At 63.6% G+C, this 15,918-nt stretch carries 14 protein-coding genes; 10 read left to right on the forward strand and 4 right to left on the reverse strand.

All coding sequences use genetic code 11. From position 1 onward, the window contains the following. The first annotated feature begins 62 nt into the window (after positions 1-62). From ACRCUN_RS17715 to ACRCUN_RS17735, 5 genes are all read left to right on the forward strand, one after another. Positions 63-1,190, forward strand: coding sequence for a hypothetical protein (locus ACRCUN_RS17715; RefSeq protein ID WP_462142938.1), 1,128 nt, complete (start codon positions 63-65; stop codon positions 1,188-1,190). Positions 1,191-1,192: 2 nt separating this feature from the next. Then, positions 1,193-1,975 carry an SDR family oxidoreductase gene (locus tag ACRCUN_RS17720; protein WP_462142939.1) on the forward strand — a complete coding sequence of 261 codons (783 nt, stop codon included), beginning with the start codon at positions 1,193-1,195 and terminating at the stop codon, positions 1,973-1,975. A gap of 58 nt (positions 1,976-2,033) precedes the next feature. Next, positions 2,034-3,182 (forward strand): sulfotransferase family protein, encoded by a 1,149-nt coding sequence (locus tag ACRCUN_RS17725; protein WP_462142940.1) that lies wholly within the window; start codon positions 2,034-2,036, stop codon positions 3,180-3,182. A gap of 102 nt (positions 3,183-3,284) precedes the next feature. Beyond that, positions 3,285-4,385: a DegT/DnrJ/EryC1/StrS family aminotransferase gene (locus tag ACRCUN_RS17730; RefSeq protein WP_462142941.1), complete on the forward strand. Its 1,101-nt coding sequence runs from the start codon at positions 3,285-3,287 to the stop codon at positions 4,383-4,385. Between the two features lie 67 nt (positions 4,386-4,452). Continuing rightward, complete coding sequence (locus tag ACRCUN_RS17735; protein ID WP_462142942.1) at positions 4,453-5,385, forward strand: CE1 family esterase; 933 nt, start codon at positions 4,453-4,455, stop codon at positions 5,383-5,385. On the opposite strand, the gene ACRCUN_RS17740 is transcribed toward ACRCUN_RS17735, so the two are convergent. Further along, on the reverse strand, positions 5,382-6,623 hold the full coding sequence (locus ACRCUN_RS17740) for a glycosyltransferase (protein ID WP_462142943.1): 1,242 nt from the start codon (positions 6,621-6,623) through the stop codon (positions 5,382-5,384). The genes ACRCUN_RS17735 and ACRCUN_RS17740 overlap by 4 nt on opposite strands. A gap of 5 nt (positions 6,624-6,628) precedes the next feature. Then, positions 6,629-8,161, reverse strand: coding sequence for a tyrosine-protein kinase domain-containing protein (locus ACRCUN_RS17745; protein WP_462142944.1), 1,533 nt, complete (start codon positions 8,159-8,161; stop codon positions 6,629-6,631). A gap of 248 nt (positions 8,162-8,409) precedes the next feature. Here ACRCUN_RS17745 and gmd point away from each other — a divergent pair, with 248 nt between their 5' ends. The 5 genes from gmd to ACRCUN_RS17770 are packed head-to-tail and all read left to right on the forward strand — an operon-like array spanning position 8,410 to position 14,655. Continuing rightward, positions 8,410-9,414, forward strand: a complete 1,005-nt coding sequence (gene gmd / locus ACRCUN_RS17750; protein ID WP_462142945.1) for a GDP-mannose 4,6-dehydratase — start codon at positions 8,410-8,412, stop codon at positions 9,412-9,414. Next, on the forward strand, positions 9,407-10,372 hold the full coding sequence (locus tag ACRCUN_RS17755; RefSeq protein WP_462142946.1) for a GDP-L-fucose synthase family protein: 966 nt from the start codon (positions 9,407-9,409) through the stop codon (positions 10,370-10,372). Before gmd ends, ACRCUN_RS17755 begins: the two co-directional genes overlap by 8 nt. 15 nt (positions 10,373-10,387) lie before the next feature. Next, a complete protein-coding gene (locus ACRCUN_RS17760) occupies positions 10,388-12,595 on the forward strand; it encodes an acyltransferase family protein (RefSeq protein ID WP_462142947.1) in 2,208 nt (735 codons plus the stop codon). A 20-nt stretch (positions 12,596-12,615) separates the two neighbouring features. Further along, a complete protein-coding gene (locus ACRCUN_RS17765; protein WP_462142948.1) occupies positions 12,616-13,512 on the forward strand; it encodes a Gfo/Idh/MocA family protein in 897 nt (298 codons plus the stop codon). A gap of 15 nt (positions 13,513-13,527) precedes the next feature. After that, on the forward strand, positions 13,528-14,655 hold the full coding sequence (locus tag ACRCUN_RS17770; protein ID WP_462142949.1) for an FAD-dependent oxidoreductase: 1,128 nt from the start codon (positions 13,528-13,530) through the stop codon (positions 14,653-14,655). Here the strand turns inward: ACRCUN_RS17770 and ACRCUN_RS17775 are convergent. Then, positions 14,590-15,444 (reverse strand): polysaccharide lyase family 20 protein, encoded by an 855-nt coding sequence (locus ACRCUN_RS17775; RefSeq protein ID WP_462142950.1) that lies wholly within the window; start codon positions 15,442-15,444, stop codon positions 14,590-14,592. The genes ACRCUN_RS17770 and ACRCUN_RS17775 overlap by 66 nt on opposite strands. Next, positions 15,444-15,854: an acyltransferase gene (locus tag ACRCUN_RS17780; RefSeq protein WP_462142951.1), complete on the reverse strand. Its 411-nt coding sequence runs from the start codon at positions 15,852-15,854 to the stop codon at positions 15,444-15,446. The genes ACRCUN_RS17775 and ACRCUN_RS17780 overlap by 1 nt, the downstream gene beginning before the upstream one ends. Between the last annotated feature and the right edge of the window lie 64 nt (positions 15,855-15,918).

Below are 15,918 nucleotides of genomic sequence, written 5' to 3' on the forward strand. Positions count from 1 at the left end.
TGTCAGTTTTCGGAAACTCTACCACGTTGGTCCAATATTGGACCGTACGGGATTGGAAGCCGATGTATTCACAGCCGTTGGCCGACGCCATCGCCGAAGCCGAGCGCCTGGTGGCCGAGGCGCCGTTCATCGAGTCCGAGGCCGATCTGCTGGAAGGCCTTCAGTACCTGGCGGGCTGTATCGCGGCATGCACGCATGTGGCATTCGACTACGACCGCGACCATCCGTTCTTGCACAGCGGCACCGGCCCGTTCACCAAGATGGCTCTGGACAACCCCGACACCCTGTACTTCGGCACGCGCGTACAACCCGGTCACGAGTACGTGGTCACCGGCACGCGCGGGACCACCACCGATGTGAGTTTTCAACTTCTCGGCGGCGAGTACACCGACGAGGTGGTGCCGGACAGCGAGACGGCGTTCGACGACCGCAAGCTCGAGATCGCGTCCGACGGCACCTTCGAGTGGCGGTTCACGCCGGAAGTCCCGTCGCAGCTCGTGATCCGCGAGGTCTACAACGACTGGTCCGCCCGGCGCGGCACGTTCGCGATCGCACGCACCGACACCGCGGGCACTGCCCCCGCGCCGTTGACGAGGGAACTGATCGAGAAACGGTATGCCGTCGCGGGAAAGCAACTGGTACAGCGAGTCAAGACGTGGCTGCAGTTCCCGCAGTGGTTCTATGACAACCTGCCCGTCAACACCATGGTGGCCCCGCGCCTGACCCCTGGCGGCCTGGCGACGCAGTACTCGTCCGTCGGCCATTTCGACCTCACACCCGACCAGGCGATGATCATCACGCTGCCCGTCACCGACGCGCCGTATCTCGGCTTCCAGCTCGGCAGCCTCTGGTACATCTCGATGGACTACATCAACCACCAGACCTCGCTGAACGGTACTCAGGCACAGGCGGATCCGGACGGCAAGATCCGCATCGTGGTCTCCGACGCGAATCCGGGTGTGACGAACTGGTGTGAAACCCTCGGTCATTCCAAGGGTTACCTGCAGTTCCGGTGGCAGCGACTGTCTCGTGCACTCACCGAGGCCGACGGGCCGACGGTCGAGGTCGCCGACATCGACCAGGTCGCGGGAATGCTGCCGTACTACGAATCCAACAAGATCTCCGAAGAAGCATGGCGCGCGCGAATCGCACTGCGCCAGAAGCAGATCTCCTACAGGATGGTGGGCTAGAGATGACCGGTATGCTCCAGGACAAAGTTGTGGTGATCAGCGGCGTCGGGCCGGCTCTCGGTACCACGCTGGCGCGCCGATGTGCTGAGGCAGGCGCGGATCTCGTGCTGGCCGCGCGCACTGTCGAACGTCTGGAAGAGGTCGCCAAGCAGGTGACCGATCTCGGTCGCCGCGCGATCACAGTCGGCACCGACATCACCGACGACGCTCAGGTCGACAACCTTGTCGAGGAGTCGCTCAAGGCTTACGGCAAGGTCGATGTGTTGATCAACAACGCCTTCCGGGTGCCGTCCATGAAACCGTTGGCCAACACCACCTTCGACCACATGCGGGACGCGATCGAGCTGACGGTGTTCGGCGCGCTGAGGCTGATCCAGGGCTTCACGCCGGCGCTCGCCGAGGCAAACGGCTCGGTGGTAAACGTGAACTCGATGGTTGTGCGGCATTCCCAGGCCAAGTACGGCGCCTACAAGATGGCGAAGTCGGCCCTGCTCGCCATGTCGCAATCATTGGCGACCGAGTTGGGTGAGCAGGGGATCCGGGTGAATTCAATTCTGCCGGGCTACATCTGGGGCGGAACGTTGGAGAGCTACTTCAACCACCAGGCCGGCAAGTACGGCACTACGGTCGAGGAGATCTACAAGGCCACCGCTGCCGCATCGGATCTCAAGCGACTACCCACCGAGGACGAGGTCGCCTCGGCCATCCTGTTCATGGCCAGCGATCTGGCCAGCGGGATCACCGGTCAGGCGCTCGACGTCAACTGCGGAGAGTACAAAGCATGACGCGAAGGCGACGACGAGTGAGGATCGCAGTGGGAGACGAGCGAGGAGGAGTCGAGCCATGAGTACGGCGCGAACTGATGTCGGTACGGTCGAAGACCTTCATGCCTCGGCAACGAAAGCCTGCGGTCTCGACGATTTCGGTACCGATGACGACAACTACCGCGAAGCCCTCGGGGTGCTGCTTGAGTCGTATCAGCGCGATGCCGACCTCACCGAACTCGGCAGCAAGATGCAGCGGTTCTTCGTGCGGAATGCGCTCGTGGCACGGCTGGTGTCCGAGGCGGCGTGGAAGCAATACCCGCAGCACGCCGACGTGACGATCGAGAAGCCGATATTCGTGACCGGACTGCCGCGGACCGGAACCACTGTGCTGCATCGGTTGTTGACCGCCGATCCGCGCCATCAGGGTTTGGAGATGTGGCTGGCGGAGTTCCCGCAGCCGCGGCCACCCCGGGAGACCTGGGCGTCGAATCCGGTGTATCAACAGCTCGACGCTCAGTTCTCGCGGCATCACGACGAGAACCCCGACTACACCGGTCTGCATTTCATGACCGCCGACGAGGTCGAGGAATGCTGGCAGCTGCTGCGCCAATCGCTGCATTCGGTGTCCTACGAGACCCTGGCGCATCTGCCGACGTACGCCAACTGGCTGGCACGGCAGGACTGGACCAAGCCTTATCAGCGCCACCGTCGCAACCTGCAGCTCATCGGGCTCAATGATCCGGAGAAACGTTGGGTTCTCAAGAACCCCAGTCACCTGTTCGCGCTCGACGCGGTGTTCGCCACCTACCCCGATGCACTGGTTATCCAATGCCACCGGCCCGCCGAGACCATCATGGCGTCGATGTGCTCACTGTCGCAGCACACCACCGCGGGCTGGTCGAACAGTTTCGTCGGCGCCCGGATCGGTGCGGACGCGCTCGAGACCTGGTCGCGTGGATTGGAACTGTTCAATACCGAACGCGCCAAGCATGATCCGGCCCAGTTCCTCGATGTCGACTATTCGGAGTTCATCGCCGATCCGGTGGGCACCGTCGAGAGCGTCTACCGGCACTTCGGGCTGCCGTATACCGAAGCGGCTCGCGCAGCCGTCGAAGACGTGAACGCCGCCAGCAAGAAGGGGCCACGCGCGCCCAAACACACGTACTCGCTTGCGGACTACGGCTTGACCGCTGAAACGGTGAAGGAGCGGTTTGCCGGTCTCTGACCGGTTTACCGTCACTTCCCCTGGCACCCAGGGTTTTTTCAGGTAACGTCCAGAAAACCGTGCAGCGGCGGTGCGGGCTGTCTGCCTGAAAAGGGGGAGCAAGTGGAGTGGCGTATCACCCAAGTGCAACCCTCGGTCGACGATGACGAGTTGACTGGCGTCACAGACGTCATCAAACGTAACTGGCTCACCGAAGGTCCGTGTGCTGCGGCCTTTCTCGAGGCGATCAGGCAGGAGACGGGTGCGCCGCACGCCGTGCTCGCACCCAATGGCACCCTCGCGCTGTTCCTGGCATTGCTTGCGCTCGATCTGCCGCGAGACGGCGAGATCGTCATTCCGGCGTTCACCTTTTACGCATCGGCGTCGGCCGCCGTGTTCGCCGGTCTTCGCCCGGTCTTCGCCGACGTCGATCCCGAGACCTTCAATCTGACCGACCGGGCACTCGCGGAGCGGATCACCGACCGAACCGTGGCAGTTATGCCGGTGCACGTCTACGGTCATGCGGCGGCATTGGACGGCATACAGGATGTCGCCGAGCAGCACGGGATCAGGGTGATCGAGGACGCCGCGCAGGCGTACGGGGTGAACTTCAACGGACGCGCTGCGGGCACCTGGGGTGACGTCGGCGCCATCTCGTTCTTCGCGGACAAGACCATCACGACCGGTGAGGGAGGGGTCGTGCTGACCGGCGACCCAGAACTCTACGAGAGGCTTCGCCTTCTCCGAAATCAAGGCCGGCTCAACAGCGGAACCTTCAAACACGACGCACTCGGCATGAATTTCCGGGTGACCGATCTGCAGTGCGCGGTCGGATTGTCCCAGCTACGCAAGTTGCCCGACATCGCTGCCGCCAAACGGCGCAACCATGCCCGTTACGTGGACAATCTTCGTGACGTCGAGGGGATCCGGTGGATGCGAGTTCAACCCGGATCGGATCATCTCCCGTTCCGGTTCGCGCTACTCAGCGAACGTCGCGACGCCGTCGTAGCCGCATTGGAGGCGGCGAGAATCCAGACGCGGGGTTTCTTCTATCCACTGCATCTCCAGCCGGTACTCAAGCAGTACGCCGACGGGCCCCTCCCCAACGCCGAAAAGTTGTATTCGCAAGGAATTTGCCTGCCCGTGCACACCGGCCTGCGCCCGAGCGACATCGATGAGATCTCGGACATCATTAGCGGCGTTCACAAGCGCGCTCGCGCGTAGGGTATGTAAGAATCTAGCTAACTTCCGAGCAAACATCGGCGCTCATCCGGATGGAGGCTCCTGCCTGGTGGAGACGACGCAACCGGCCCTGCCCGCACGCCAGCGCAGGCATTCCGCACGAGCGCTGGTGGCGCTCCTGATCTTGATCGTCGCCACCACATCGGCCGGTTGCCGGGGCGCCGATCCGACCGAACGAACAGCGACGGTCCGCGGATCCGACGGCGATCGCAAGGCCATCGTCTACCACCCCACGACAGCACGGCCCGGTGCACCGCTTGTCGTGGTGCTGCACGGAGCCAACGGAGCGGCCGCCGACGTCCGTAAGTCGCTGGGGTGGGACGCACTTGCCGAGCGCGATGGATTTGTCGTCGCCTATCCAGAGGCCGTGGACAAGCGGTGGAGCGCCGGCTTCTGTTGCCGCCGTTCGGATGCGCCCGAGGTTGACGATGTCGGATTCCTCCACGACCTCAGGGAGAAGTTGATCGCTGAGGATGATGTCGGTCCACAGAGTGTCTACGCGGTCGGGGCGTCCAACGGTGGAATGCTGGCGTACGCGTGGGCGTGTTCGAAGCCGGGCGATCTCGCGGGGATCGCCGTGGTGTCAGGAGCACTCACGGTGCCGTGTCCTGATCCACCGCCGATCTCGGTTGTCGCGGTACACGGATCGGATGACGAAGTGGTACCGCCCGAGGGTGGTCTCAGTGTGGGCGGACCGGGAAACAACCTCAGCTATCCGTCGCTCGACGAAGCCCTTGCGCCGTTTCTGGCCTCCGCGTCATGCCCACCCGAGCCAGAGGTACAAGACAGCGCCGGAGCCGAAGTCGCGATGTGGAAGTGTCCGCAGGGCCGAGTCGTCATCCGTGACATCGTCAAAGGCAAAGGGCACGGCTGGCCGGGATCTGGAGGAAACTCTGGAAAGAGCACCGCTCCAACGGATCCGACAGGCTACATCTGGTTCGTCTTCAGTCGACTGCGTGGTCTGCACACGCCGGAGGGCTAGCGGCTTCGGACGGCGGCCGCCTCGGTCAGTTCGAGAATCCAGTCCTCGTATGCGTCGATCGCCGCGGACTCGGAGAGCACTCGATGTGCGTACTGCCGTCCCTTCACTCCCAGTTCGGTCGCGCCGAGCTTGTCTCGACCGGTCTGCAGCGTCGCCTCTACCAGCGACTCCGGATCTCCGGACGCCACACACACTCCCGCGGCCGCCGAGTGCATCTCGCGGGTGGATGCGCTACGTGGGTCGATCGCGGCGACGACCGGGCGACCGGCCGCGAAGTAGGAGGTGAGCTTGCTCGGCACGCTCATCTCGGCGACGCCCGGCTTCTCGTTCAGGATCAGCACATCGGCTGCGGCCAAAGCGTTTTCGAAGTCACCGTCCGGTAGCGGATTCAGGAATTGCACTGTACTGACACCGGCTGCGAGTCGTTCCAGCGCTGACCGTCGAGCACCGTCGCCGAGCAGGACGAAACGTATGGGCAGGCACGCGGCCTCGGCGATCCGGGCGGCCTCGACGACGTTCTCCAGACCTTGTTTCTCGCCCATGTTTCCGGCGTGCAAGGCGATCACCTCGTCGTCCCGCCACGACAGGCTGCGCCGCGTCGCGGTCCGGTCACCGGTGTGCTGGGCGATGTGGGACCAGTTGCGGATCACGGTGACCTTCGCGGGATCGACGCCGAGGGCGGCTACGGCGGTCGCGAAGGTGTCGTGAATGACCGATATGCCGTCGACGCGGGACAACAATTGCCGCTCGAGGCCGGCCACCGCCGTCGAGATCCGCCCGCCGAACGCTCCGGTTTCGTCAATCGCCTTGCAGTACATGTCTTGACAGATGACGCCAACCGCGGTTCGGCCGGGTCTTCGCCACGTGAGCGCCGTTGCGACACTCAGTAGTGCCGGGCTGACCGCGAGTACGAAATCGGGCCTGCCGCTGCGTATCGTGGCCGCATGTGCGGCGTAGGCGGCCTCCATGGCGATTCGGCCGATACCGGTCGAACTGCGCGGGACGGGGTGGCGCACGCGGGTGACGTCGACTCCGTCGAGGTTCTCGTGTCTGCGTAGACCGCGATAACCCGCGGCGACCCGCCACTGGGGGTAATGCGGGTAGCCCGTAACCGCACGGACATGGTGCCCGCGCTCGACAAGGCCGCGCGCCAGCCCCGAGGTGTACGGTGCGATGCCGGTCGGTTCGGGTTGGTAGTACAGACCCAATATGAGGATGTGCAGTCCGGACTGTCTCACGGCGGTCAGTCTTCGTGCCGGTTGTCGTGCCGGTTGTCGTGCCGGTTGTGATGGTTGTTCGTAGTGGGGCCTCCGGCCACCCGCACCGGCTGCTTGCCGTTCACGATGGGCTCAGCCAGGGCATGAGAGCCGTTGTGGGACACGATCTTGTGTCCGCCGGCTGGTGCGCCGTTTTTCGCCGGGGTTGTGTAGCTGCCCGGCGCGTACCAGTACCTGCTCTTGCCGAGCGCCCTCGCGGGCACCATGTTCAGTACCACGCCCAAGACGCGGGCTCGCACCTGCCCAAGACTGCCGAGTGCGCGATCGAACTGGTTCTGCGTTGTCTTGCCGGCGTGAACGACGAGCACCACGGCGTCGGCATGGGCGGCGAGCACAGCGGCGTCGGCAGCGGGCAGGATCGGCGGAGCGTCGACCACGATGATGTCGAACCGCTCCTTGAGTTCGGCGAGAAGCGGCGGAAAGCGTTGCGAGCTCAGTAGTTCGGCGGGGTTTGGCGGAATCGTGCCGCTACTCAGCGCGGTCAGCCCCTGGTGGACGGGCTGCAGTATCTCCTCGACGCCTGCTTGGCCGACCAGTGCTTCACTGAGCCCCACGCCGTCATTGAGATGGAAGTACTTGGCCACAGACGGGCGGCGGAGGTCGCCGTCGAGCAGACAGACCCGCGTGCCCACCCGGGCCAGCGCGGCGGCCAGATTTCCCGCGACAGAGCTCTTTCCCTCACCTGCTACCGCACTCGTGACGACGATGACCTTCGGTATCTGGTCCACGGCGGCGAACTGGAGGTTCGTCCGCAGCTGTCGGAACGCTTCACCGCGAGCCCCGTGATCCCCGGCGGGCACGATTGCGCCTGCCCCACGGCTACTGTCATGAGCGATCGCCGCCAGCACGGGTACGTCGCACAGGGTTGCGATGTCGTCGGCGTCTTTGACCGAAGTGTTGAGCTTCTCCAACAGCACCGCGATGCCCACGCCGACGAAAAGGCCAGCCAGAAGTCCGACACCCAAGTTCAGCGGGATGCTGGGCCAGGACGGTGAAGACGGTGCCACCGCCGGGGTGACGACCGTCGCCTTCACCGGGGACGAGCCGCGGGTCTCGGAGGATTCGAGTTCTCCGATCACGTCCGTGAGGCTATTGCTGACCGAATTGGCGAGTGCTGCAGCGGTTTCCGGCGAGTCCGCGGTCGCGGAGATGTCGATCAAGACGGTTTCGAGCGGTACCTCCGCGCTGACCCTTGGCGCGAGATCGGCCGCTGACACCGGCAGGCTGAGCTCCTCGATGACGGGGTCGAGCACGGTGGGGCTGGTGACGAGCTTGGAGTATGACTTGACGCGATCGGTCGAGAAGTTGCTTCCCTGGAATAGTTCCTGATTGAGATTCCCCGAACTTATTTGCGTAGATACGAATATCTGCGCGTGCGCTTTATATGTCGGCTCCGTCAACAAGATCAGGCCCGACGCGGCGGCCACCGACAGTACGACCGCACTGACTATGACACCGAGGTGTTTGCGCAGTATCGCTAGATATGCCCGAAGATCCACTTGGCCCTCACTAACTCGTGGAACGGGGTCTTGCACCCACGTTCCCCGCAGCGGTTCTGCAGCAGCTTAACCGGTGCTGGAGCATTTTGAGCGAACAATGACGATCGAAAACTGAACTACATGATGGTGCTTCGCGGTTAGCTATTTCGGTACTCAAATACCTGCTGGGCAGTTCCTCGCGATTGGCGTGCGGGGACGCTCCCCGACGTTTATTCTCCCGCTTAGAAGGTTGCGAGAAGGGGAGGCCCGTGATTCAAGCAAAGAAAGCATTCATTACTGGGATCACCGGGCAGGACGGCTCCTACCTTGCCGAGCTCCTGCTCGCCAAGGGTTACGAGGTTCACGGTCTGATCCGGCGGGCATCGACGTTCAACACCGGGCGGCTGGACCACATCTATACGGATCCACACGTCGAGGGCACCCGGTTTTTCCTGCATTACGGGGATCTCACCGACGGTTCGCGACTGGTGACACTGTTACAACAAATTCGGCCATCAGAGGTCTATCACCTGGGAGCACAGACTCATGTGCGGGTGAGTTTCGACGAGCCGGAGTACACCGGTGACACCTCGGCGCTCGGAACGACCCGCATCCTCGAGGCGATCCGGATGATCGGGTTGGACTGCCGGTTCTACCAAGCCTCGAGTTCGGAGATGTTCGGCGCGTCGTCGCCCCCTCAGAGCGAGCTGACACCGTTCTGGCCGCGCAGCCCGTACGGGGTGTCGAAAGTGTATGCCTATTGGATCGCCCGCAACTATCGCGAGTCATACGGAATGTTTGCTGTGAACGGCATACTGTTCAACCACGAGTCGCCGCGCCGCGGTGAGACTTTTGTGACGAGAAAGATCACTAGAGCGGTTGCTCGGATCAAGGCGGGCCTTGACACCGACGTCTACCTTGGCAACCTCGATGCGATTCGCGACTGGGGCTACGCGAAAGAGTATGTCGAGGCGATGTGGCTGATGTTGCAGGCCGATGAACCCGACGACTATGTCGTGGCCACCGGCAGTGCCTACAGCGTGCGTGACTTCGTCGAAATGGCGTTTTCCCACGCCGGCCTGGATTGGCACGAGTACGTCAAATTCGATGCGCGCTATGTGCGGCCCGCGGAAGTGGATTGTTTGATCGGGGAACCATCTAAAGCCCGTGAGCTGCTGGGATGGAAAGCAAAAGTATTGACGCCGGAGTTGGTGGAATTAATGGTGGACGCCGACTACGAGCTCGCGCTCGCGGAGGTGCGGAGTCGTGGCTGACGTCCAACCGGTCGACAGGGGGTCGCGAATCTATGTCGCCGGTCACCGCGGCCTCGCCGGGTCGGCCATCAAACGTGCCTTCGAGGCTGCCGGCTTCACCGACATCGTCGGGGTCGGGTCCGACGAACTCGACTTGCGAGACAGAGATGCCACATTCGACTACATCGGCTCGGTGATGCCCGACGTCATCATCTTGGCGGCCGCGAAAGTCGGTGGCATCGTCGCCAACAACGCCTATCCCGCGGAGTTCCTCTCCGACAACGTGCGCATCCAGGTCAACGTCATGGACGCCGCGCGAGACGTCAAGGTCCGCCGGCTGGTGTTCTTGGGTTCCTCGTGCATCTATCCGAAACACGCGCCGCAACCCATCCAGGAATCGGCTTTGCTCAGTGGTGCTCTGGAGCCGACCAACGATGCGTACGCCGTGGCGAAAATCGCGGGCATCACCCATCTTCGAGCGGTGCGCCGCGAATACGGACTCAACTGGATCGCGGCGATGCCCACCAACCTGTACGGCCCCGGCGACAATTTCGATCCCGAGAACTCGCACGTACTGCCCGGGATGATCTATCGCTTCCACAACGCCGTACAGCGCGGTGAGCACAAAGTCGTCCTGTGGGGGTCCGGGCGGCCGCGGCGCGAATTCCTCCATGCCGACGATCTCGGCAGGGCGGTAGTCCAGCTTCTCGATCACTACGACGGGCCCGACATCATCAACGTCGGAACCGGCCAGGATCTGACCATCCGCGACCTGGCCCACCTGGTGGCCGAGGTGGTCGGCTTTTCCGGTGAGATCGTGTGGGATACCGACCGCCCGGACGGAACATTCCAGAAATTGCTTGATGTTTCGCGCATCAGCGCGCTGGGTTGGGCACCGCGTGTGTCATTGTCCGACGGCATCCGCGATGCCTATCTGTGGTTCCGAACGAACGTGGCGACAACCGGCGTGGGGCTGTGAGATGAGGGAATTCCGGTGACTGACACGGCAACGCCGGTAGCGGAAACCAAAGCGGTCAAGACCAAGTCGAAGCCTGTCAACAGCGCGGGCACCGTCAGCGCGCACATCGGCGGACACCGCAAAGACATCGAGGGAATGCGTGCGCTCTCGATCCTGATGATCATGGTGTGGCACGCCGGCTTCAACATCCTGCCCGGCGGATTCGTCTCGCTGGACGTGTTCTTCGTGATCTCGGGTTTCCTGATCACCCAGCTGTTGGTCGAGGAGCTTCGGACAACTGGCCGGCTGCGGTTGCGCCGCTTCTATGGTCGACGTGCAAAGCGTCTTCTGCCGGCACCGACGGTCGTCATCATCGTGACCGCGTTCATCGCGTTGTTCGTGCTGCCGCGCAGTGAGTGGATGGGCACGGCTTTCGACATCATCTTCACGGCGCTCTACAGCATGAACTGGTGGCTGGCCGCGCAGAGCACCGACTATTTCAACCAGAGCACGACGCAGAGTATCTACGAACACTTCTGGTCACTCTCGCTCGAAGAGCAGTTCTATCTCGTCTGGCCGTGCCTGCTGGCCTACGTCGCGATGCGGTCGTTCCAACAGGGCAGGCGCAGCCTGGGCCCTCCGCTGCTGATCGCGTTCGCGCTCATCGGAATTCCGTCGTTCGCGTGGTCGGTGTACTACTCGGCGGTCCAGCCGGGCCCCGCATACTTCGTCACCACCACGCGCGCCTGGGAGTTCGCGCTCGGCGGTGCGCTGGCCATGCTCACGTTCACCGATCGAAAACTCCCGCGGTGGCTGGCGATCGTGACCGGATGGGCCGGTCTGATCGCGATATTCGTGGCCGCCAGGGTCTTGACGCCCTCCGACGCATATCCGAGTTATCTGGCGCTGATTCCGTGCTTGGCGACGTGCGCGATGATCACCGCCGGGTTCACCGCGGGACGGGCCGGTCCGGTCGCATTGCTCGGCACGGCGCCGATGCAGGTCATCGGGCGGATGTCCTATTCGCTCTACCTGTGTCACTGGCCCGTGCTGACACTGACCGCGGTGGCACTCGGGCACGAACTCTCACCGGTCGAAGGATTGGTGGTGGTGACGCTGTCAGCGATCCCCGCCTACCTGCTCCACCGCTACATCGAGAACCCGATCCGGTACTCGCGCACGCTGTTCCGGAACTCGGCGCACATGTTGAAGGCCGCCGCCGTCGCCACCTGCGTATCGCTGCTTTCGGGCATGACGTTGTACATGGCCAACTGGCCGCCCCCGCCGCCGTTCGTGGCGCCGACGATCGCGACCCTGGCAATCGACGACGGCACCTCGGGCGGCGGGCCGGGGCCGTCCGGCGTGGCCAAACCCGACCCGCGCTCGAACCCCAACTCGATCCTGGGCGCGGGAATACTCGGCGACCCGCCGCTCGGAGATCCCAACGGAGCGCCGAAAGACACCTCCAACCAGATCGTGCCGGACCCGACCGTCGCAGGCGAGGACTACATACAGTGCACGCAGGTCATCGAGAGCAGCGAAGTACGGACGTGTGCCTACGGAAAACAGGACTCCGACACCGTCGTCGCCGTCGTCGGCGACTCGCACGCCAATCAATGGATACCCGGGCTTTCCAAGGTCGCGGAGGCGAACGGGTGGGCGCTCGTCGAATACACCAAGGCGGCGTGTTCGTTCTCCGATGTGCTTGTCGCGACGAAGGACCAGAAGGCGTATCCGTCGTGCAACGAGTGGAGCGCCGACGTACTCGAGCGACTGCTGACAACGGAGCGCCCTTCGATGGTGATCACGACGCAGTTGTCGAAAGGTGTCTTCGTCAACGGTGAACTCAGATATGACCCGGTCGGCAAAGATGTGCTCTCGGACGGGCTGCGGCGCTACTACCAAGCGCTGGCCGACGCGGGGATACCCGTGCTGGTGATCCAGGACAGCCCGGAACCGCAGGAGGACATCGCGGACTGCGTCGAGCAGCACCCGACGAAATTGACCGAATGCTCGGCCGATCGGGCGGTGATGTTGCCTCCTGACCACAATGCGGAACAGACGCGAGCGGCCAACGGACTGCCGAATGTCCGCCTCGTCGACTTCAACGATGCCATCTGCCCGACCGATCGCTGTGCTCCGGTGATCGGCAATGTCCTGATCTATCGCGACAACAGTCACCTGACGGGAACCTATGTGCGGACCATGGTTCCGGTCATGCAAAAACGAATCACGTTGCCGTAGCGGTTCGGAAAAGGACACAGATGCGCAACCAGGGGCCGGCGTGCTTGTTCTTCGGGGCTGGCGAATGGGGGCGCAATGTCATCGAAGCGTTCGTCGCACGCGGCGCCGAGCCACGTGGTTTCCTGGTCCGCCGAAACCCCGCGACGCGCCGCTGGCTCGCAGCCAGGTTTCCGCGAGCCATGATCAGCAGCGATCCGACCGAGCTGCTGGCCTTCGAGGCCGCGCCTGTCGTGGTGGTCGCAACGCCGAGAGAGACGCACGCCGATCTCACCGAACTGGCGTTGCGAGCCGGCAGGGACGTCTTCGTCGAGAAACCGATGGCGACGGATCCCGCGGATTGCCGCCGGTTGGCGTCGATCGCCGAGCAGGAAGACGCAGCCCTCTTCACCGGCTTCACCTACCTCTACCACGGCGCGTACGCGCATCTGCGAGATGCCGTGCCGACCAACGAAATCGAAGAACTGACGTTCACCTGGAACCGGCCCGGCCTTCGCGGCCCAACCGAATGGGAACTGCTGCCGCACGATGTGGCGATCGCGATCGGCTTGACCGGACAAACCCCGGCTCGAATTCGACTGGCGGTTACCGGCGGCAGCCTGCAGTGCCGATGGACGCTCGACGACGACCGCGTCGTCCACATCGATCACGACGGGGGTGGCACGGGCCCCAAGGACAAAAGCGTTCGGCTCGTGACCAAGCGCGGCGACGTCTGGCAATGGCGCGGCAACCACCTTTCCATGTGGGACTCGGTTTCGAGGCCGGGTGAGCCTGACCTCGCGATCGAATACTCGCCGAGGGAACCGCTCCTGCGCGAGGTCGAGTGGTTTCTCGAGCATCGGGCAGACCGGTCGGCGATGCGGGCCGATGCTTCGCTCTCGTCCAGCGTGACCGAACTGATCAAACATGCGTTGGCGTAACGACAGGAGTCAGACGTGACACTCACCCCACCACCGAACGGACGTGTCGCGGTGATCGGCGCCGGCGTCTTCGGCGTAACCGCGGCAGTGCATCTGGCCCGCGACGGCTGGCGAGTCGGGCTGTTCGAGGCGCAACGATCGATCATGGTCGGCGCCACCGGAAACAATGTGTTCCGGCTTCACCGCGGCTATCACTATCCACGCAGCCTCGACACCGCACGCGAGACCAAGCAGAGTGTCGAATCATTCGTCAGGGAGTACGGGGCTGCGGTGATTCGTTCCAAGCAGCACCTCTACGCGATCAGCAAGTTCGGCAGCCGGGTGTCCGCGCAACAGTTCCTCGAGCATTGCCGCTTGGCCGCTCTCGAAGTCGATGTGGTGTCGTCGCCGCTGTTGAAGACCGAATCGGTCGAGCTCGTCATCGAAGCGCTCGAATGGCGCATGGATCCGGTTGATCTGCGTGCGATCGGCCAACGCCACATCGCGGATTCCGGAGTCGAACTCTTCCTGGAAACCGAAGCCGGACCGAGTGTGGTGGACGACTACGACTACGTGGTGCTGTGCGGGAACGCCAAATCCAACGCCCTCATGCGGCAGTGGGGTATGGCACCGCCTCGCAGGCAGTTCGAGGTCTGCGAGGTCGCGATCATGAAGGGCGCCGAGCTCGGTGACACCGACATCGTCGTCATGGACGGCCCGTTCAACTCGTTGTCGCCATATGGCCGCCGCGAAGGACTCCACATTCTCTACGACGTCGAGCACAGTGTGCATCACCGTTTCGTGTCGGATACTTTCGAGCCCCCGGAGCAGTACCGGGCACTGCTGTCGAACCCAGCCGGTGAGCAAACCGAACTCACGGCGTTCGAATCGATGCTCAAGACCGCAAGGCAGTACGTCAACGGGCTCGACAACGCCGAGTACTTCGGATCGCTCTGGAGCGTGCGCACCGTGCTCGCCGACGTCGACGCGACCGACGCCAGGCCCACGATCGTGAACTGGGTGGCGCCGACCGTCATGACGCTGTTCTCGGGGAAGCTCGTCACGGCGGTGACGGCTGCCGAGTCGGTCGTTACCGAATTACGGGCGAGGTCCGGGATCGATCACTCGGAGGCCGTCGTGCCAGAGCACCTGTGTCCCAATTGAATCGGGACTCCGATACACGCCCTGTTTCAGGTAACTGGATTCGGCCATGCCGAGGGTGGGCCGGTGGTGCAAGGGCACGCTCAGCTGCCCATTGCGCCACACCTCGACGAATCCGGCGTCCGGATCGGCAGAGAACCTGACGTGCAGCACGTAGTCGACCCACGAACCGCGATCGATGTCGCCGATGGGACGCCGGAACTGAACCGAGCGTGCGTCGCCACCGAGTTCGAGCCTGCCGTCCAACGAAACCTGCAGCGTGAGTGCCGGTATCGAATCGTCGTCGGGTAGCCATTGCATGATGACGAACCAGTCGTGCGGGCCGGTTCTCGGGTTGCGGAAACTCTCGTCGAACCTCACCGACAGCTCATACCAACGTTCGTCACCCTCGCGGACCGAAGCGCCGCTTGCCGGTTGACCGGCGGTTCGCACCTCCGAACGGATTCCGCCGCCGAACGGCGGGACGTCGCCGTCACGGATCTCGAACCGGGCCGCGGTGACGTGACCGGCGCCGCCGTCGAGCACACATGCGTTGTAGCCGCAGTACTTACCGGGAGCCTTGTTCCATCCGCGGGTTTGGAGCATGGCCCACTGGCTGAGGTCGCCGGTGTCGTAGTCGCCGGAGAACACCACTTCGGAGTCGGGCGGAACCGGACACACGCCTGCAGCGGATGCGACCGAAACCGGACAGGGTGTGGGAACCGGCGTCGCCGAGGAGCTGCCGCCACACGCGGTCGGGCCGCACATTCCCGCGATGGCGATGATTCCTGCCAGCGACTTCGGTAGGCGCATCACCGTGTCCGGATCACCCGGGCCGGACGGCCGGCGACGATCGTGTTCGGTGCGATATCGTGCAGCACCAGGCTTCCGGCGCCGACGACGGCCCCGTGGCCGATGACGACGGAGCCCAGGATGATGGCTCCGTTGCCGATCAAGTTGTCCCCGGCCAGTTGGATGTGTGTCTCCGGCATCCCACCGCCGGGATAGATCGGCTGCCCGGCCGGTGGGATGACGTGATCGTTGCCGATGAAGCACACCCGGCTCGATATCAGTACGCCGTCGCCGATCGTGACATCGGTCTCACACAACAGATCGCTGCCGATCCTGACGTCATTGCCGGCGCGAAAGAAGTTCGGACTGAGGATTCTTGCGTTGCCGCCGACCGAGAACCGGCGACCGACACGTACTTTTCCTCCGCTCATCACCTGCAGTCGCAGCAGGCGCACCTTGCGAACGGCGGTGCGAACCGGGTTGAGCCAATGCGCT

The organism is Mycobacterium venezuelense (assembly GCF_054919535.1).